This window comes from Flavimaricola marinus (assembly GCF_900184895.1).
Taxonomy (GTDB): domain Bacteria; phylum Pseudomonadota; class Alphaproteobacteria; order Rhodobacterales; family Rhodobacteraceae; genus Flavimaricola; species Flavimaricola marinus.
Window position 1 is genome coordinate 344,873 of sequence record NZ_FXZK01000002.1, and the last position, 18,200, is coordinate 363,072.

Annotated in this window: 19 protein-coding genes and 1 tRNA gene; 8 read left to right on the top strand and 12 right to left on the bottom strand. The window is 63.7% G+C overall.

Annotated features, from left to right (window positions below; translation table 11 throughout):
* Positions 1–61 precede the first annotated feature (61 nt).
* On the bottom strand, positions 62–1,333 hold the full coding sequence (locus LOM8899_RS08490) for a GAF domain-containing sensor histidine kinase (protein WP_245820477.1): 1,272 nt from the start codon (positions 1,331–1,333) through the stop codon (positions 62–64).
* A 127-nt stretch (positions 1,334–1,460) separates the two neighbouring features.
* Positions 1,461–1,973 carry a hypothetical protein gene (locus LOM8899_RS08495; RefSeq protein ID WP_093991766.1) on the bottom strand — a complete coding sequence of 171 codons (513 nt, stop codon included), beginning with the start codon at positions 1,971–1,973 and terminating at the stop codon, positions 1,461–1,463.
* A gap of 341 nt (positions 1,974–2,314) precedes the next feature.
* Here LOM8899_RS08495 and LOM8899_RS08500 point away from each other — a divergent pair, with 341 nt between their 5' ends.
* The 5 genes from LOM8899_RS08500 to LOM8899_RS08520 all read left to right on the top strand — a co-directional run bounded on the left by LOM8899_RS08500 (position 2,315) and on the right by LOM8899_RS08520 (position 7,778).
* Positions 2,315–3,262, top strand: coding sequence for a LysR substrate-binding domain-containing protein (locus tag LOM8899_RS08500; RefSeq protein WP_211096177.1), 948 nt, complete (start codon positions 2,315–2,317; stop codon positions 3,260–3,262).
* Positions 3,263–3,378: 116 nt separating this feature from the next.
* Positions 3,379–4,908, top strand: a complete 1,530-nt coding sequence (locus LOM8899_RS08505) for an amidase (RefSeq protein WP_093991768.1) — start codon at positions 3,379–3,381, stop codon at positions 4,906–4,908.
* A 3-nt stretch (positions 4,909–4,911) separates the two neighbouring features.
* Complete coding sequence (locus LOM8899_RS08510; RefSeq protein ID WP_093991769.1) at positions 4,912–6,195, top strand: TRAP transporter large permease; 1,284 nt, start codon at positions 4,912–4,914, stop codon at positions 6,193–6,195.
* A 24-nt stretch (positions 6,196–6,219) separates the two neighbouring features.
* On the top strand, positions 6,220–7,194 hold the full coding sequence (locus LOM8899_RS08515; protein ID WP_093991770.1) for a TRAP transporter substrate-binding protein: 975 nt from the start codon (positions 6,220–6,222) through the stop codon (positions 7,192–7,194).
* 56 nt (positions 7,195–7,250) lie between these two features.
* Positions 7,251–7,778, top strand: a complete 528-nt coding sequence (locus LOM8899_RS08520; RefSeq protein WP_093991771.1) for a TRAP transporter small permease — start codon at positions 7,251–7,253, stop codon at positions 7,776–7,778.
* A gap of 103 nt (positions 7,779–7,881) precedes the next feature.
* Here the strand turns inward: LOM8899_RS08520 and LOM8899_RS08525 are convergent.
* The 10 genes from LOM8899_RS08525 to iscR form a co-directional block, all read right to left on the bottom strand.
* Positions 7,882–7,958 (bottom strand) — tRNA-Arg (locus LOM8899_RS08525).
* A gap of 285 nt (positions 7,959–8,243) precedes the next feature.
* Entirely contained in the window at positions 8,244–9,464 is a 1,221-nt protein-coding gene (locus tag LOM8899_RS08530) for a cysteine desulfurase (RefSeq protein ID WP_093991772.1), read from the bottom strand.
* Between the two features lie 3 nt (positions 9,465–9,467).
* Positions 9,468–10,067 carry a YIP1 family protein gene (locus tag LOM8899_RS08535; RefSeq protein WP_093991773.1) on the bottom strand — a complete coding sequence of 200 codons (600 nt, stop codon included), beginning with the start codon at positions 10,065–10,067 and terminating at the stop codon, positions 9,468–9,470.
* Positions 10,060–10,545, bottom strand: a complete 486-nt coding sequence (locus tag LOM8899_RS08540; RefSeq protein ID WP_093991774.1) for a hypothetical protein — start codon at positions 10,543–10,545, stop codon at positions 10,060–10,062. Before LOM8899_RS08540 ends, LOM8899_RS08535 begins: the two co-directional genes overlap by 8 nt.
* Complete coding sequence (locus LOM8899_RS08545) at positions 10,546–11,841, bottom strand: SufB/SufD family protein (protein ID WP_093991775.1); 1,296 nt, start codon at positions 11,839–11,841, stop codon at positions 10,546–10,548.
* Positions 11,841–12,596, bottom strand: a complete 756-nt coding sequence (gene sufC, locus LOM8899_RS08550) for a Fe-S cluster assembly ATPase SufC (protein WP_093991776.1) — start codon at positions 12,594–12,596, stop codon at positions 11,841–11,843. The genes LOM8899_RS08545 and sufC overlap by 1 nt, the downstream gene beginning before the upstream one ends.
* Positions 12,597–12,624: 28 nt before the next feature.
* On the bottom strand, positions 12,625–13,236 hold the full coding sequence (locus LOM8899_RS08555; RefSeq protein ID WP_093991777.1) for a hypothetical protein: 612 nt from the start codon (positions 13,234–13,236) through the stop codon (positions 12,625–12,627).
* Positions 13,237–13,412: 176 nt separating this feature from the next.
* Positions 13,413–14,924: a Fe-S cluster assembly protein SufB gene (gene sufB / locus LOM8899_RS08560; protein WP_093991883.1), complete on the bottom strand. Its 1,512-nt coding sequence runs from the start codon at positions 14,922–14,924 to the stop codon at positions 13,413–13,415.
* Between the two features lie 13 nt (positions 14,925–14,937).
* Positions 14,938–16,017: a cysteine desulfurase family protein gene (locus tag LOM8899_RS08565; protein WP_093991884.1), complete on the bottom strand. Its 1,080-nt coding sequence runs from the start codon at positions 16,015–16,017 to the stop codon at positions 14,938–14,940.
* 78 nt (positions 16,018–16,095) lie between these two features.
* The gene (gene iscR, locus LOM8899_RS08570; RefSeq protein WP_093991778.1) at positions 16,096–16,557 is read right to left on the bottom strand and encodes a Fe-S cluster assembly transcriptional regulator IscR; all 462 of its coding nucleotides are present in this window, start codon (positions 16,555–16,557) and stop codon (positions 16,096–16,098) included.
* 215 nt (positions 16,558–16,772) lie between these two features.
* On the opposite strand from iscR, the gene LOM8899_RS08575 reads away from it, so the two are divergent.
* The 3 genes from LOM8899_RS08575 to LOM8899_RS08585 are packed head-to-tail and all read left to right on the top strand — an operon-like array spanning position 16,773 to position 18,157.
* A complete protein-coding gene (locus LOM8899_RS08575; RefSeq protein WP_093991779.1) occupies positions 16,773–17,426 on the top strand; it encodes an alpha/beta hydrolase in 654 nt (217 codons plus the stop codon).
* Between the two features lie 11 nt (positions 17,427–17,437).
* Entirely contained in the window at positions 17,438–17,725 is a 288-nt protein-coding gene (locus tag LOM8899_RS08580; RefSeq protein WP_245820479.1) for a hypothetical protein, read from the top strand.
* A gap of 3 nt (positions 17,726–17,728) precedes the next feature.
* Positions 17,729–18,157 (top strand): hypothetical protein, encoded by a 429-nt coding sequence (locus tag LOM8899_RS08585; RefSeq protein WP_093991780.1) that lies wholly within the window; start codon positions 17,729–17,731, stop codon positions 18,155–18,157.
* The last annotated feature ends 43 nt before the right edge of the window (positions 18,158–18,200 follow it).

Genomic DNA, 18,200 nt, shown 5'->3' on the forward strand with positions numbered 1-18,200 from the left:
TGGCCGGCAAGGCACCGCCAAGACGTTGCGCACTGGCAGCAGTCGCCAAGGCCAGATGGCGTCAGGCCACCCGCTTCGGCATTTCGAGGGTAAAGGTGGTCATCTCATCGGAAGACGTCACCGTCAGCGTGCCGTCATGCCCCTTGGCGATTTCCGACGCGATGAACAGGCCAAGCCCCAACCCCTGACGATTTGAACCGCGCTCGAACGGCAGGAAGAGCGTCTCCATACGATCCTGCGGAATCCGCTCGCCCTGATTGGAGATCGTCAAGACGAGCTTGTCACCGACGATCCGCACCGAAACGTCGATGGACTCGCTGGCCTTGCCGTGGGTGATCGCATTCGCCAGCAGGTTGGAGAACAACTGCCCGATCCGCGGCACGTCACAGTCGACAGGCTCATTCAGATCGATGTCGATATTCATCGGCTGATCCGGGGCCACGGTGCGGAATTCCCGCACGATCTGGGTCAGGGTCGGCCCCAAATCTTCGGTCGTCGTCCGCTCGATCAGGAAATCGGCACCGCTGCGCTTGCGGGCCTGATCCAGCAGGTTCTCGATGAGCAGGCCCATGCGATGGGCGGCCGATTTCATCAAGAGCACCAGCTCGGTCGCCTTGGCGTCGATCTCGCGGCGCTCGAGCATCCGAAGTCCGGCCGAAAGGGCGTGGATCGGATTGCGCAGATCATGGGCAAGAACCGCGATGAATTGCTCCTGAACCTGCGCCATCTCCCGCTCGTGGGTCAGCTCGGTCCGGCTCCTGATCAGCTCTTCGTCGGCATCCAGCCCCTCGCCGATCAGCTTGGCGAACAGGCGAAACATCGACAGCACGCGATCGTTCTTCAAATCGTTGGGGTTCGGATCGATCGCGCACAGAGTGCCAAAAAATTCCCCGTTCGCCCGGCGGATCGGCACCGAGATATAGCTTCGGAACCCGTAGCGGGCCGGACAGTGATGATAGACATAGAGCGGATCGGTCAGGACATCGTTGATCACGATCTCTTGGTCGAACTGCCGGACCTCGTGGCAAAGGGTGGATTCAATCTGCAACTCGTCCCCGGGCTTCAACCCGAAAGCGATCCTGTCGACGACCTGACAGGTCACCCAGCGCGCGTCCGTGACGCGGGCCACGGCGGAAAATCCCATGCCGGTCGCAAGCAAAGCCGTTTCCAACAGCGTCGGAACCGACCTGTTCCGACTGATCGCCTCGATGTCCTCCTGGAAATCGTGGCCGGTAACCGAAACATCCATGGGTTTGCCCTGTTCTGGCGCGGTGACGCCCTGCCCCGATACTACCGTTATAGTGGTGTCATCATCGTCCTTGATGTCAAGCATAACCCATAGTCAGGCGGCGGCCCGGGCTTTGCGTCAATCGCGCTCACGAGGCGACGGTCGTGCACGGGGCGCGGGCCGCGTGGAATCGTCCGAGGGATGTGGCACCGGCCACCCCGATGACAGGCGGTCAAATCGTTGGAACAACGGGCTTTTTGTCGGAATCCTCTGTCGGCGCGACAGTCCCGGCCTCGGTGCCGCGAGCCTTGGAGGCCGACTTGTTCAGGGCAACATTGGAAGGGCTGGATCCATCGGCGGCAAATTGCATGGTGCTGATCTTCCAACGGTCGCCACGATGCCTGAGAATGACAAACCCAAGGTAGGACTCGTCGGCCAGAATGGCCCGATCCCGCACATAGCGGGTCTCGTAGCTCACCCATAGGGTCTCGTCGTCCCTGAATTTCGCATCCAGACAACGGCGGATCATATAGGTCAGGCGCTTGGTCCTGAGCGTTTCGATAAAGGCCGCGCAGACCGCGCGCATATGCGCCTCGGTGGTCACGACGACCCGCTGCTCCACGGTTTCGAGGGTGCACGGCAGGTCACACCATTCGAGCGTGGCATCGACATCGCCATTCATCGTCACCTCGCCCTGTCGGTCGAGAAAATCCTGAGCGATACGCCTGGCGTCGTCTGTTGTCATTGCTTCACCTGTTTGTCAGGGAGAGTGCGCCACGAAATGACCATGCAAACCTGTGCCCTCCGAATACGCTCGGACCGGGGGCGGCTGCAAATGAAAAGTCGGACAAAACGAACATAACCCGGCGTCCGCATCGGCCGCGCCCAGCCAACAGGCAGCGCGCGGGCCGGTGCCCGTGTCGCAGGCGAACCGAGGCCGCTCCCGGGGGGCGGGGATCGACCGGCGGCACACATGTCGGCGCGAGATCGGCGCCCGAACCGACGACCGCTCCGGCCGATCGTCTGGTTTGCAGCGCCGGCATTCTATGACATCCTGCCACCAAGAGCCTTGCGGGAGACAATCACATTTCGGGAAGTGACTTTCAGAAGTCGATCACGCTCCGGCATCTGCGGGTCATCGCGGCACTTGCTGATCTGAAGCTGGTGGCACGTGTGGCGGAGGCGTTGAACGTCACCCAACCGGCCGTGTCGAAACAGATTTCCGAGCTGGAGCGCATCGTCGGCGAACCGATCGTCACGCGGGATCGCAACCGGCTGTATCTGACCCCGATCGGCAGCCGGCTGGCGGATTACGCCAAACAGGCGCTCAATCAGCTCGACCGCGCGGCCTTCGACATCGAGGCGATGGCCAGCGGCGTGTCCGGCTCCGTCTCCATCGGCGTCGTAAGCTCGGTTGCGCCGACGCTGCTGCCGGGCAGCATCGCCCTGTTCAAGCGCAGCACGCCGCAGGCCAACGTCTCGGTCCTCGAAGGCCATTTCGTAGAGCTGTTTCCACAGCTCGAAGCGGGCACGCTCGATCTGCTGATCGCCCGGATCTGGCAGCCGCAGGAATTGCCCGGCATAGACCAGATGCCGCTGTTTTCCGAACCGGTCGTCGTCGTCGCCGGACGCAACCACCCGCTGGCCCAGACCGACGGGTTGGCCTGGCGCGATGTCACCGGTTTTCCGTGGATCCTGCCGCAGGCCAATTCGGTCGCGCGCCGGGCCGTTGATGCGCTCTTCGCCGCAAACGGGCTGACGGCCCCGAGCAACACCATCGCCTCGCTCTCCCTCGCGCTGAACCTCGAATTGCTGCGCAGCATGCCTGCCCTTGGGCTGATGCCGCAACGGCTTGCCCAATCACAGGCCGCACGGGGTGAAATGGTGATCCTGCCGCTGGATACGCGCGGGCTGCTCTCCGAGGCCCGCTGTTTCTGGCGTGCCGACCAGATGGCGCAGAACAGCACCTTGGATCTGTTTCTGAAATGCCTGACCCAGACAACCACCGAGCTGCACACCATTCCATTTGGTTAATGTTCTGACCTCATTTTTCACTATTTACCCGGCGACGCTTGGAATACCTTAACCCGGCACAAGGTTTGGGAGGACTTGGTGGCATCTGTCTCGATCATTAACCGGCGGGTCGCATCGTGAGCCGGGCCGAATTCGCGGCGCTCAGCGCCGTCGAGGTGCTCGCCCGGTTCCAGAACCGCAGCCTCACGCCCAGCAGCTACCTCGCAGCCTGTCTGGAGCAGATCTCGCGCTTCAATCCCAAGATCAACGCGCTCACCGCGATGGATGTGGAAAGCGCCGTCTCGCAGGCGTCGCAGGCAACCCAACGCTGGAAAACCGGCACGCCGAAGGGGCCGCTCGACGGGCTGCCGATCGGCGTCAAGGATCTGCAGGACACCAAGGATCTGCTGACGACACACGGCAGCCCGCGGGCGCGCGCCAACCTGCCCGACCAGGACATGCCCATGGTGGCCCGGCTGCGTAGCGCCGGGGCGATCATCCTCGCCAAGACCAACGTGCCCGAGCTGGGCGCCGGCGGAAACAGCCGCAATCCCGTGTGGGGCGCGACGGGCAATCCGTTCAATCCCAATCTGATCGCGGGCGGCTCGTCCGGCGGATCGGCTGCGGCACTGGCCGCCGACCTCCTGCCGCTCTGCACCGGGTCCGACACCGGCGGCTCGCTGCGGCTGCCCGCCGCGCTGTGCGGCATTGTCGGCTACCGGCCGTCGGTCGATGTCATCGCACATCCCACACGGCCTCTGGGCTGGTCCGGGATCTCGGTGCTGGGGCCGATGGCCCGCACGACGGAGGATCTGCTCCTGATGCTCGAGGTCTGTCAAGGGTACGACCCGGACGATCCGCTGTCGGCGCCCGGCACGCCGGGTCGGTTCAGCTCCCTGCCGTCCTGCACCCTCGCAGAGCTGCGTGTCGGCTACAGCGAGGATTTCGGCGGCGCGCCGGTGGATCAGGAGATCCGCGCGACCTTCCGCGCCCGGATCGAGGCGCTGCGGCCGCATGTGGCCGACTGCCGTCCGGCAGACCTGCGTCTGGGCGCGATGGACCGGGTCTTCGACATCCTGCGCGCCGAGAGCTTCGTGTCGGCCTTCGGCGAGGCGATAGAGACGGCCCCCGAGGATTTCGGCGACCACATCATCGGCAACGTCGCGATGGGGCGCGACATGACGCTCGCCGACAGGGCATGGGCCCATGCCGAACAAACCCGGATCCTGCGCAACTTCAACAAGGTGATGCGCGATTTCGACGTGATCCTGTTACCCACGTCGCCGGTCTCGCCGTTCCCGTGGAGCCAATCCCACGCAAAGGTCATCGACGGCGAGGCGATGGACGTCTACTACCGCTGGCTGGCGCTGGCCTATCGCGGGTCGCTCGCGGGGGGACCGGCGATCACCCTGCCCTGCGGTCTCGATCCGCAGGGTATGCCGTTCGGCTTGCAGATGCTGGGGCCGCTGCGGGGCGATGCCGGGCTTCTGGCGGCGGCCAGAGCGATGGAGACGTTGTTCGCCGCCGCGCCCGAAACCGCAAGGCCGCGCCCCGATCTCGACAAGACGGCCGCATCCGAACAGGATCTGCGGTCGATCGTGACACATCCTCCGATCCTCGGAAACGCCGAGAGTTCGGCCTCCTCCACTATCCGGACAGCAGTATAGATCATGTGGGTCATCCCGATTGTCTTCATCATCTTTCTGATCAGCGGGACGGCCTTTGCCTACCTGATGGGGGCGGTGTCGGTGCTGACCTTCGTCGCGGTGGACAAGACGCAATTCCTGTCGATCCTGCCACAGCGGATCTTTGCACAGCTCGACGTCTTTGCCTTCATGGCGATGCCGCTGTTCATCCTGACCGCCGAAATCATGAGCCGGGCCGGCGTCACCCGCAGCCTGATCGACTTTGCCATGTCGGTCGTGGGCCGGTTTCGCGGCGGGCTCGGTCACGTCAATATCCTGACAAGCGTGTTCTTTGCCGGGATCTCGGGCTCGGCCATCGCCGACAGCGCGGCCCTGTCGCGGACATTCGTGCCGGAAATGAAGGCGCGCGGCTACGATCCCTACTACGCCGGCGCCATCACTGCGGCCTCGTCGATGATCGGCCCGATCATTCCGCCGTCGATCATCATGATCATCTACGGCGGGCTCACCGGGGCGTCGGTGGCGGCGCTTTTTATCGCGGGCGTCGTTCCGGGGCTGTTGCTGGCGGCCTCTCTGATGGCGCTCAACGCGGTCATGGCCGTGGTCAAGGGGCATCCTGGCGGACGGTCGGACGATCTGCCCAAGTTCATCCCGAGCCTGCTGCACGCCGCCCCGGCGCTGTGCCTGCCGGTGGTGATCCTCGGCTCGCTGGTCTTCGGGCTGGCCACGCCGACCGAAGGATCGGCCATCGCAGTCCTCTTTGCCCTGCTCGCGGGACAGTTCTACCAAGGGCTGAACCGGCGGATGATCTTCGACGCCATCGAAGCCACGGCCAAGATGACCGGAACGATCTTCATCATCCTCGCGGCGATCTCAGTGCTGGGCTATCTGGCCGGGCAACTGGGCTGGTCGCAGGCCTTGGCCAACTGGGTCGAATCCTTCGGGCTGACCGGGACGAAGTACCTGTTCTTCCTCGTCGGGATCTTTCTGATCGCGGGGATGTTCATGGACACGCCGGTGGCGCTGACGCTGCTGATCCCGCTGTTCGCACCGCAAGCGATGGAGCAAGGGATCAGCCCGATCCAGCTCGGCATCGTGCTGTGCTTCAACCTGTGCATCGGGCTGATCACGCCGCCGCTCGGCAAATGCCTTGTCGTCGTCTCGGCGCTGACCAACCTCAACTACTGGCGGCTGGCCTATGCCGCGCTGCCATTCATCGTCGTTCAGGTCCTGCTGTTGCTGGCGCTGGTCTATTGGCCTGCGATCAGCCTGACATTGCCGCGCCTGTTCGGCTTTTCCGTCGATTAGACGTTCACGAAAGGGAGGATATTCATGAAACTCAAGGCACTCTCGCTGGCAACCATGCTCGCGATGGCCACGGCCGCATCCGCCGAGGTCAAGATCGCTCTGGACAGCGCCGCCGATCTCGACACGAGCGGCTCGTATAACTGGGCCTATGCCTTTGGTCAGGCGCTGACCGATGCAGGGATGGAGGTGCGCGAAATGCCGCGCGGGTCCGTCGGGAACGAGGCCGAGAAATTCGATCAAGTCTCGACCGGGCTGCTCGAAGTCTCGCTGTCCGATGTGCGGGCCGTCGCACAGGTCGATCCGTTCATCTACGGGGTCCGCCTGCCCTATATCTTCGACGACATCGACCACATGGACCGCGCTCTCGCAGCCGGAAACGTCTTTGAGCGGGTCAACGAGAACCTCGCCGCACAGGATGCGATCCTTCTGGCGCTGGCGCCGCTCGGGCCGTCGTCCGGGGTGATCACCACCGACGCCGTCGTCCGGTCGCCCGCCGACATGGCGGACCTTCGGATGCGTGCGCTCGATGACGCGCAGATCGCGATGTATCAGGCCTGGGGGTCCAGCGGCACCGTGGTGCCGTGGGGCGAAGTCCCCGCCGGTCTGCAAACCGGCGTGATCGACGGCTACCTGAACTCGCCCTTCGTGCCGGTGATGTTCGGCCAGACCGACTTCGTCAAGAACTTCTCCGACGCCGGCGTGATCATCCCGCTTCGGGCCGTGATCGTCTCGAAGCTGTGGTATGACGGCCTGTCGGACGAGGATCGTGCGGCCGTGGACGCGGCCGTCGAAACCGCCGATGCGGCGACCCGGACATGGCTCGCCGAGGCCTCCGTGCGCGGCCTGACCATGCTCGAGGAAAACGGCGTGACGGTTCAGCGGCTGACACCCGAAGAGCGGGCCGTGTTCCGCGAGGCCTCCAAAGCGGTCTATGATTCCGGCCTGATGCCGTCCGAAGATGTCCAGACCTGGACATCCCTCTCGGACGGAAGCCGCTAGAGCACAACCGTCGGGCCTCTTCGGAGGCCCGACAATCCGGGGGTCGAGAGAGAACCATGCGCAACGCCATCATCGCCACCAGCAACCGCATCCACGAGGTGACGCGACGCGTCGCCGTGCTGGCGGTGTGCCTGATGTTTCTGACCGTCATGTTGCAGATCGTCGCCCGGTATGTGTTTTCTTCACCGCCGGTCTGGACCGAGGACGTGGCCCGCTACGCGATGGTCTGGACGGGCCTTCTGGGCGCGACGCTATCGTTCAAGACCCGCTCCGACGCCGTCCTGATGCAAAGCGTGTTTCCGCAACGACAGGGCTTTCTGGCGTTTTTGGGCGAAGCCTTCCACAGCGCCGCCGTCCTGATCTTCGTCCTTCCGGTGATCTATTTCTGTTTCATCGGCCTGCGCGGCGGGTTCTCCAAGGGCTACCTCGCCCGGCAATCCGGGCTCACCGCCGACACGCTCGGCATCCCGATGGTCTGGATATCGGTGTCTGTGCCGCTGGCCATGATCATCATCCTGCTGCACCTCGCCGCCCGTTGGGCAGGCGACGACGTCGAAGACGGCGCAGGCACCTCCGTAGACTAGAACCGCCACGGCGTCGCGAAACGCCGACATCGGCGGCGCTACGGCAAGACCTACAGCAACGGTCCGCCCCGGAACCGCAATCGCATATATGTATGGGAAGAAGTGGCGCACCCGAGAGGATTCGAACCTCTGGCCTCTGCCTTCGGAGGGCAGCGCTCTATCCAGCTGAGCTACGGGTGCATTCTGCTTGCGCAGTGCTTACTTCAATTCTCCACGGGATGAAAGCACAGATCAGCAGCCCCGCAATCCACTGATCCAAAACGTCAAATCACTCGATCGTCTCACCGGCGCCACACGCTGTCAGCCGTCTCAGGGCAGCGCCCCGTCGAGCTGGACGAATGGTCCCGGCGAGGGTGCTATAGGACAAGGCTCTCGGCATCGCAATGGGCAATCTGCCGGATCCGGCGCGACGACCCCGTGATTTGCGATGCGGCGGCCCAAGGGGCGCCCGGCCAGCGGCAACGGCTAGCCGAACAATTCGTGGCACAGCTCCAGCGCGTCGATCAGCACGTCGACCTCGGCCTTGGTGTTGTAGACGCCGAAGGACGCGCGACAGGTGGCCCCTACCCCCATGTGCTCCATCAGGGGCATGGCGCAATGGGTGCCGGCGCGAACGGCCACGCCCTTCTTGTCGAGCACCGTCGAGATGTCATGGGCATGAGCGCCCCCGGTCAGGGTCAGCGAGAAAATCGCAGCCTTTGTCGCGGACTGGCCCTGCACATTGACCCAGTTGAGGCCGTTCAACCGGTCACGGGCATAGTCGCGCAAGGTGCGCTCGTGGGCGGCGATGTTCTCCATCCCGAGGCCCATCATGTAATCCAGCGCGACACCCAGACCGATGGTCTGCACGATGCCGGGGGTGCCGGCCTCGAACTTCATCGGCGGGTCGTTCCACGTCACCTCGTCGCGGGTGACTTCGCGGATCATGTCGCCGCCGCCCATGAAGGGGCGCATCTCGGCGAGGCGCTCCTTGCGGACAAAGATCGCACCGGAACCGGAGGGACCATAGAGCTTGTGGCCGGTGATCGCATAGAAATCGCAGCCGATGTCATCGACATCGACGGGCATGTGGACCGCGGCCTGAGAGCCGTCGACCAGCACCGGCACGCCCTTGGCATGAGCGCCCTCGGTGATCGCCTTCACATCGACGACCGTGCCGAGCACGTTCGAGACATGGGTGACGGCCACCAGCTTGGTCTTGGGACCGATGGCGTCGATCACCGCCTGCGGATCGAGATCGCCGTTGGCATCGCAATCGACCCACTTGATGACGACGCCCTGCCGTTCGCGCAGGAAATGCCATGGCACGATATTGGCGTGATGCTCCATGATGCTCAGGACGATCTCGTCACCGGCCTGCATCCGGGGCATGGCCCATGAATAGGCCACCATGTTGATGCCCTCGGTGGTGCCGGAGTTCAGGATGATCTGATCCTCGTCGGCGATATGAAGGAACTTGGCGATGGTGCCGCGCACGCTCTCGTATTTGTCGGTCGCCAGATTGGACAGGTAATGCAGGCCGCGGTGAACGTTGGAATACTCTTGGCTATAGGCCTGCGTGATCGCGTCGATCACCACCTGCGGCTTCTGGGCCGAGGCACCGTTGTCGAGATAGACGAGAGGTTTGCCATTCACTTCGCGGGACAGGATCGGGAAATCCGCCCGCACGGCATCGATGTCAAACATGGCTCAAACCCCTTCCAGACCGGTAAAGCCGCTGCCGGCGCCGATCAGCGACATGAACATGGTGATGCCCAGCGACAGGCCGATGACGGCCAGAACGATCATCCCCAAGGCTTTGAGCATGCTGCCGAACTCGTGCAATTCGTCGATATAGGACAGCGCGCAATAGAGCATCACCGGCAGCGACAGCAGGCTGATGATGCCCACGAGGGCGGGCAGAAACAGGCCCAGCAGCAACTGCAGCAGAACCAGCACCAGCGCCAGCCCCTCCAGCAGCAGCGCCACGACCAGCGATCCCTTGAAAGTGCCTTTGCCGCCCATCGCGCGGCCGGTGTAGTGGACAAGGAACACCATCACCACGAAACCCGAGATCAGCACCATTGTATAGGTGAACGGGCTGACCAGAACCGGCGTCGTGCCGAGCGGGATCAGATAGCGGCCGCCGTCGAACAGCCCGATCAACAAGACCCGGCCAAGGGTGAACAGCACGAGGATCTGCCACATCGAGGCGCGGTCGAGGCCAAGGCCCTGCACTTGATGAAACGCCCCCCGGGGGTCGGTGATCGCGCGGGCCACGAGCTGCGGTATGTTCAGTGGTTCAGCCATGAAGCCCCCTCGCCTCGCGCAGCCCCTGTGCCACGAACAGCACCAGTGCCCCGAGCCATATCGCCCCCACCAGTTGGGTGCCCGGCGACACGCCGATCAAGCCCGAGGCGAGCCCGTAAAGCAAGCCCACCGGGCTTGTCGCGAGGACCGACCAGAACAGGACGATCCGGGCCGACCACATCCGGCTGGGCTGGCGAAACAGAAGCATCAGCCCGTGCAGCAGCGCCGCGATGGCATAAAAGATCAACGGCCAGACGATCATCCAGCTGACGAACTCATAGGCCACCAGCCGGTCGAACTCGACACCGTCCAGAAAGGCGATCCGGCTCAGCCGGGGCCACTGCGCGACAAAGATCAGCAGACAGCCCACCAACAGGTAGGCGATCGCCCTGTCCTCACGCGGGCCCATGGCCAGCATGTCGCGCATCACGTCACGCGGCGCACGCCACGTGCGGGCTATGTCCAGTGTGACGGCCACCTACCGGCGCCGCACGAGCCATGCTTCCAGCCGGTCACGCAGATCATCCGCAAGGCGGCTGTCCTCGATCTCGTCCAGAGCTTCGGCAAGGAAGGCCAGCGTCAACAGGTCGGTCGCCTCGATATGCGGCACCCCTCGCGAGCGCAGGTAGAACAGCGCCGTCTCGTCGATCGCGCCCGAGGTCGAGCCATGCGAACAGGCCACGTCGTCGGCATAGATCTCCAGCTCCGGCTTGGCGAGGAACTGGCTGTCCTCGTCCAAGAGCAAGGCCTGGCTGATCTGATAGCCGTCGGTCTTCTGGGCGCCCTGCTTGACGAGGATCTTGCCCTGGAACACGCCCGTGGCCCCGTTGCGCAGCACCTTCTTGAACACCTGACGGCTTTCGCAGCGTTCGGCGTCGTGGGTGATGAACACCGTGTCGTCATGGTGGAAATCGGCACCGTCTCCGACGCAGGCACCGGCCACATGGGCCACTGCATCGTCCCCGGTCAGCTCGATGACGCAGTCGTTGCGGGTCATCCGGCCATTGGCGGTCAGGGTAAAACTTTTGAACGTGCTCTCCGCGCCCAACCGGGCAAAGGTATGGGTGACCGCGCGGCGCTCGTGGGCACGGCCCTGCGCACGCACGTGATGGAACGTCGCCCCATCGGCCACATCCACCTCGAGAACCTTGGACAGACGCGCCGCCGCCGGCCCGCTCTCGAGCAGGGTCATCTCGGCACCGGGCTCCACGCGGATCACATGATGCACCGTCACGTCGGACTGTTCGGCCTGCTGCAGATAGACAAAGGCCACCGGCTTGACTGGCTTGCCGACGACGCGGATCGCGACGCCGTCCGAAGCAAAGGCGGTGTTGAGCGCCGCCAGAGGGCGCGGCACCGGAGACTGGCCGTTCGCTTCGAGAACGCCCAGCAAGTCCTTGGCCCAATGGATATCCTTCGCCGTCGCCTCTGCGAGGGTCTCGATCTCCAGACCGGCCAGCTTCAGCGGATCGGACAGGCCGGCGTCGAAGACACCGTCGACAAAGACGATGCGCAGACGCTCGACCTCGCCGAAGACAGGAGCCTCGTCGCGCGGCATCACCGGCACCGTCGGGGCGGCGTCGGCGGTCAGGCTCGTCGGATCAGTATAGCGCCAGTATTCGTCGCGCTTCTGTGGCAGACCCATCGCGGTCACGCGGGTCAAGGCGGCCTGACGGGCCTCGGTCGCCCATGCGGCGCCCTCCGGCAGGGTCAGGCCGGCGATGCGGGCCTCCGTCTCATCGGCACGGCGTTTGGCAAGTGCATTCGAAGCCATCAGGCCGTCTCCGCCAGAATATCTGCATAGCCGTTGTTCTCGACCTCGAGAGCCAGCTCCGGGCCGCCCGACTTGACGATGCGGCCGTCCGACATGATGTGCACGACATCAGGTTTGATATGGTCGAGAAGCCGTTGATAATGCGTGATAACCAGAAATCCGCGATCCGGCGAGCGCAGGGCGTTCACACCCTCGGACACCAGCTTCATGGCGTCGACGTCAAGACCGGAGTCGGTCTCGTCGAGGATGCACATCTTCGGCTCCAGCATCGCCATCTGAAGGATCTCGTTGCGCTTCTTCTCACCGCCGGAAAAGCCGACGTTGACCGGACGCTTGAGCATATCGGCGTCGATCTTGAGCTCTTTCGCCTTGGCGCGAACGTGCTTGAGGAACTCGGCCGCCGACATCTCCTCCTCGCCGCGCGCCTTGCGCTGTGCGTTCACTGCGGTGCGCAGGAAGGTCATGTTGCCGACGCCTGGGATCTCGACCGGGTATTGAAACGCAAGGAACAGGCCCTCGGCCGCGCGCTCTTCCGGCTCTAGGTCCAGCAGGTCGACACCGCTCAGCGTCGCAGTGCCACCGGTCACTTCATAGCCACCACGACCCGACAACACGTAAGACAGCGTCGATTTGCCAGAGCCGTTCGGCCCCATGATCGCATGCACTTCACCGGGTCCGACATGCAGGTCCACGCCTTTGAGGATCTGCTTGTCCTCTTCTTCAAGTTTGACCTTCAGGCCTTTGATTTCCAACATGCTTTCTTCCTCTTCTCTGCAACGGGCGCTATTGCACCTGCGCGTATACGTCCATGATCCACGCCAGATCCTCTGGCTTTACTTGCTGCGGCGCGAGGTCGAACCGGGCCATCCGGCCGGCGGTCTCTACCGGTGCGCCAAACCGTTCCACCACGTGATAGGCGGGCCGGTTGGTATAATCGTCGAAATAGACCGTGACGGGACGGGTGACCCGGTAGGCCACGGTCAGGAAACAGCCCGCCCGAAACCGGCCGTCGATCAGCACGGTATCCGGTTCGGAAAAGCCATCTTCCTCCCATACATCAATGGGATAGTGGTGAAACCTCGCGTATTTCGACGTGCCTCTGGGGCGGCCCCATTTGCCCGTCGGGCCGATGTCGCCGTGGCGCAGATGCACCTCCGACTGCGGCGGGTTCTGGCTGAACCACGCCTCAAGGCCCTTCATCCAGTCGAGATCGCTCTCGACCGACCAGATCACCTTGCCGGGCATCTGTGCGGCCATCGCCGTCGACCCGCCCGACCCGTATTCGAGGATCGTCGTGGCCTTGGCATAGCCGTCGCGCAGAAACGCAGCCTCTGCCGGAGGCAGGGTCAGCGTCGGCTCTTGCGCGACGTTCGGCGCTGGGGCTTCGGCACGCATCAGCCCCTCCTGTTCAGCACAAAGCGGGCAAAGAGACTGCCGCAAAATCCTGAAATCGCAGCGATAATCGGAACCTCAAGCCCCATGACGGGCGGCAGCACAGCGTTCACCACCACAGCGAACACCGCGCAAAAGACCCCCGTCAGGGTTGCCGCAAGAAGGCCCGCCGCCATCGACTAGCCCACCGAGCCTTCGAGGCTGATCGCCACAAGCTGCTGCGCTTCCATCGCGAATTCCATCGGCAGAGCCTGCAAGACCTCCTTGCAGAATCCGTTGACGACCAGCGCCACGGCCTCTTCCTCGTCCATCCCGCGCGAGCGGCAATAGAACAACTGGTCGTCGTCCACCTTGGAGGTCGTCGCCTCGTGCTCGACGCGCGAGGAATTGTTGCGGACCTCGATATAAGGCACCGTATGGGCGCCGCAATTGCCGCCGATCAACAGGCTGTCGCACTGGGTATAATTGCGCGATTCCTTGGCCTTGGGGTGCATACTGACCAAACCGCGATAGGTGTTCTGCGCCTTGCCCGCGCTGATCCCCTTGGACACGATGCGCGACTTGGTGCGCTTGCCCAGATGGACCATCTTGGTGCCGGTATCGGCCTGCTGCATGTTGTTGGCGATGGCGATCGAATAGAATTCGCCCTGGCTGTCGTCGCCGCGCAGGATGCAGGACGGATATTTCCACGTGATCGCAGAGCCGGTCTCGACCTGCGTCCACATCACCTTGGACCGGTCACCCCGGCAATCGGCCCGCTTGGTCACGAAGTTATAAATGCCGCCCTTGCCGTTCTCGTCACCGGGATACCAGTTCTGAACGGTCGAATATTTCACCTCGGCGTCTTCCTCGATGATGATCTCGACCACGGCGGCATGCAGCTGAGCCGTGTCCCGCTTCGGCGCCGTGCAGCCCTCCAAGTAGCTGACGTAGCTGCCTTTGTCGGCAATGATGAGGGTCCGCTCGAACTGGCCGGTGTTCTCGGCATTGATCCGGAAATAAGTGCTCAGCTCCATCGGGCAGCGCACTCCGGGGGGCACGTAGACGAACGACCCGTCCGAGAACACGGCGGAATTCAGCGTGGCATAGTAGTTGTCCGACGCAGGGACGACCGTGCCCAAGTATTTCTTCACCAGTTCGGGATGCTCGCGGATCGCCTCCGAGATCGAGCAGAAGATCACGCCCGCCTTCTTGAGTTCCGACTGAAACGTCGTGCCCAGCGAAACGGAATCGAACACCGCGTCCACGGCCACCCGGCGCTCTTCTTCGGGCATCTCGACGCCCGCCAGAATAGCCTGTTCCTTCAACGGGATACCCAGCTTCTTGTAGGTTTCCAGCAGCTTGGGATCGACCTCGTCCAAGGACTTCGGCTTGACCTCCATGCTTTTGGGGCGGGCATAGTAATACTGGTCCTGAAAGTCGATCGGGGGATAGCTGACCATCGCCCAAGTCGGCTCTTCGAGGTTCTCCCAGCGGGCAAAGGCGCTCAGGCGCCACTCGGTCATCCACTCCGGCTCGTCGTTCTTGCCAGAGATCAGGCGGACGATATCGGGGTTCACGCCCTTGGGCGCGTAGTCCATCTCGATATCCGTGTTCCAGCCGTGTTTATAGGTGCCAGAGAGCTTGGATACCGCATCCACGGTGTCCTGATCGACACCCTCTTTCACGTCGATGTTTTCAAGAGCGGTCATGTCTCTCTCCTTCTCAGGCGGCACGGGTGCGCCGCTTTGCATATGCTGTCGTCCAGATGTCCGCGAACCGGAGCACCTCTTCTTCTGTCGTCCCGGTCCCAAGCGACACGCGGATCGCGGAACTCGCCTCTTCGGGGCCAAAGCCCATGGCGCGCAGGACCCGGCTTTCACGGACCTTGCCGCTCGAACAGGCAGAGCCCGCCGATATGGCAAATCCCGCAAGGTCCATCGCCATCACCTGCGTCTCGCCCTTCCAGCCGGGGGCAATGATGCAGGAGGTGTTCGGCAAACGGCTCTTGTCTTTCCCGACAAAAATAGTCTGATCTGCGCGCGCCTCAATGGCCTCTTCTAGAATATTTCTAAGTTTGGCAACCCGGTCCCACGCACCATCGGCCAATTCGGCCTGAGCGGCCTCGGCCGCAGCGCCCATCGCGGCGATGGCGATGATGTTCTCGGTGCCCGCGCGGCGACCCATTTCCTGCCCGCCACCATGGCTCAACGCATCGATGTCCAGCCCGTCGCGGACAATCAGGGCCCCCACGCCCTTGGGGGCGCCGAACTTGTGGCCAGACAGCACGGCGAAATCCGCCCCCGACCAGCCAAAGGAAAACGGAATGCGAGCCACGGCCTGGGTCACGTCCAGCAAAAGCCAGTCGGCACGAGCCTCGCCCACCGGCCACTGGCCGTCGACCTTCTCAGGCGGTTCGGTGATCACACCGGTCTCGCTGTTGGCGAGGCCCATGGCCAGCGTATGGCCCGGCCCGGCGGGGCGCGCCACCCAATCCACCATGCGGTTATGGGCCCAGAGGGCATCGTGGGCGGTCTCGTCGACCAGAACGTCATGCCCCGGACGAGGGCGGGCCAGAACGCTGGCCGCCTCGGTGGCCCCAGAGGTGAACACCACCTCCACCGGCTTGCAGCCCACGGCCTCGGCCACCTGCGCCCGGGCGCGTTCGACCAAGGCCTTGGCAGCCCGACCCTCGGCATGGACAGAGGACGGATTGCCCACCACGTCCATCGCCGCGATCATCGCCGCCCGCGCCTCGGCACGCAGCGGCGCCGTGGCATTGTAATCCAGATAGACCCGCGCCATCAGACGCCCCGCCTCACAACGGCCGGCTTCTTTTGGCACCAAATGCGGCGGGGGTTTGGGGGCAGCGCCCCCATGAGATCAGCCTTCATCGACCACCTCGAACAGATTGGGCACCGCCGGACAGGGGGCCAGGGTGTTGTCGATCACATCCGACAGGCGGGTCTGATGCAGAAACACATAGACATGGGCGCTCAGGCCCTCCCACAAACGGTTGGTCAGCGACTGGGCGCGCGAACCAGAGGCGGCACCAGAGGCACCGGCCCCCTTGTGCATCGCGCTCACGGTCTCGTCGACGGCGCCCAGAATATCGGACACCCGGATTTCGGCCGGCTGCCGGGCAAGGCGGTAGCCGCCGCCCGGCCCGCGGACGGATTCGACCAGCCCCGCGCGGCGAAGCTTCACGAAGAGTTGCTCCAGATAGGGCAAGGACACATCCTGCCGCTTCGAAATCTCGCCCAGCGACACCAAGGCATCGGCGGGCTGCAACGCCAGATCGGCCAAAGCGACCATGGCATAGCGCCCTTTGGTGGATAGTTTCATCCCAACCCCCCTCGAAGAGCCGTCAATTACAGGCCGCGAAGGGACCAACAGGCTCAATTTCATTGACGCCAGACAACCTCTTGACTAGGCACCTAACAGCCCCGCCGGACGTGTTCGGCCGAATTTAGAATTGTTCTAAGGTGCCTGAGAGTTTCTGTCAAGAAATCCCCGGCGCGGCGGAACGCGATGAACAGACGCAGCTGCAAGGAATATCCATGCCCGAAGTCATCTTCCCCGGTCCAGAAGGCCGGCTTGAAGGCCGCTACCACCCGCAAAAGGATCGTGACGCACCGATCGCGATCGTGCTGCACCCGCATCCGCAGTTTGGCGGCACGATGAACAATCGGGTCGTGTACAACCTGCACTACGCCTTCTACGAAATGGGCTTCACGGTGCTGCGGTTCAACTTCCGCGGCGTCGGGCGGAGCCAGGGCGAATACGATCAGGGGATCGGAGAGCTTTCGGACGCGGCCTCCGCGCTCGACTACCTGCAATCGATGAACAACAACTCCAAGCATTGTTGGGTTGCCGGCTTCTCCTTCGGGGCGTGGATCGGGATGCAACTGCTGATGCGGCGGCCCGAGATCACCGGGTTCATCTCGGTCTCGCCACCCGCGAACATGTATGATTTCAGCTTCCTCGCGCCCTGCCCGTCCTCAGGTCTGATCATCAACGGCTCGGCCGACCGGGTCGCGCCGCCGCAAGACACGGTCAACCTCGTCAACAAGCTGCACGAGCAGAAGGGGATCACGATCACCCACGACGAAGTCGAGGGCGCCGGCCACTTCTTCGAAGACCCCCACATGGATCCGATGATCGACACGGTGAAAACCTATGTCCGCCGCCGGATGACAGAAAACACGCGCTAAAGGGGCCAAGCATGGGGATCACCGAAGATCTGGCCGACGCACTGGCCCAGGACACGATCAAGGCGATGGCCGAACTGGGCGATGACAAGCTCATTGCCCAGGTTGCCGAAATCATCGGCGCGTCGTCGCAGACCACGCAAGAGGCGTTCCTCACCGCGGTGCGGGTGCGGCTGTCCGAACGGCGGGCGCGGGAATTTCTCGCCCAGAAACGGGCCGCAGGTCCGACGGATCCGTCCAAGGTCGGGCAATTGGGCACCGGGCGGGTGATGAACCCGACCGATGACGAGGGCGGGCACTGAGCCGTGCGTTACGACCAAGCGGATATCTTCCTCGTCCCCCTGTTCAACGGCCAGTACGGCGTCGGACAGGTGGTCACCACCGAAGCCACGCCCCTGTGCGCCTTCACCCTGCGGCAGCAACCCTTCGATGCCGTGGCGGCGCCGCTGACCCCGGCCGAGATCATCGCGCTGCACAAGGTCGATGCCGCGCATCTGGCCGACGGGACATGGCCGGTCATCGGGCTTGAGCAAATCCCGCAGATCAGCGCGCTCGACCGGCTCAACGCCCTCGAATCCGATCCGCTCGATCCGGCGATCATCGAGGCGCTACTCAACGCGTGGCACGGGCTCTATCCCTGGGACGGCTTCCCCGATCGGACCTTTTTCGACGGGCTGCTCTGCACCGGCGTGTCAAAGCCCGCCTCGGCCCGGACCAAAGGACAGCTCGCCTGACGTTTGCGGCTTGTTCCCTGCCGTCGCCACGTCCTACCCTGCG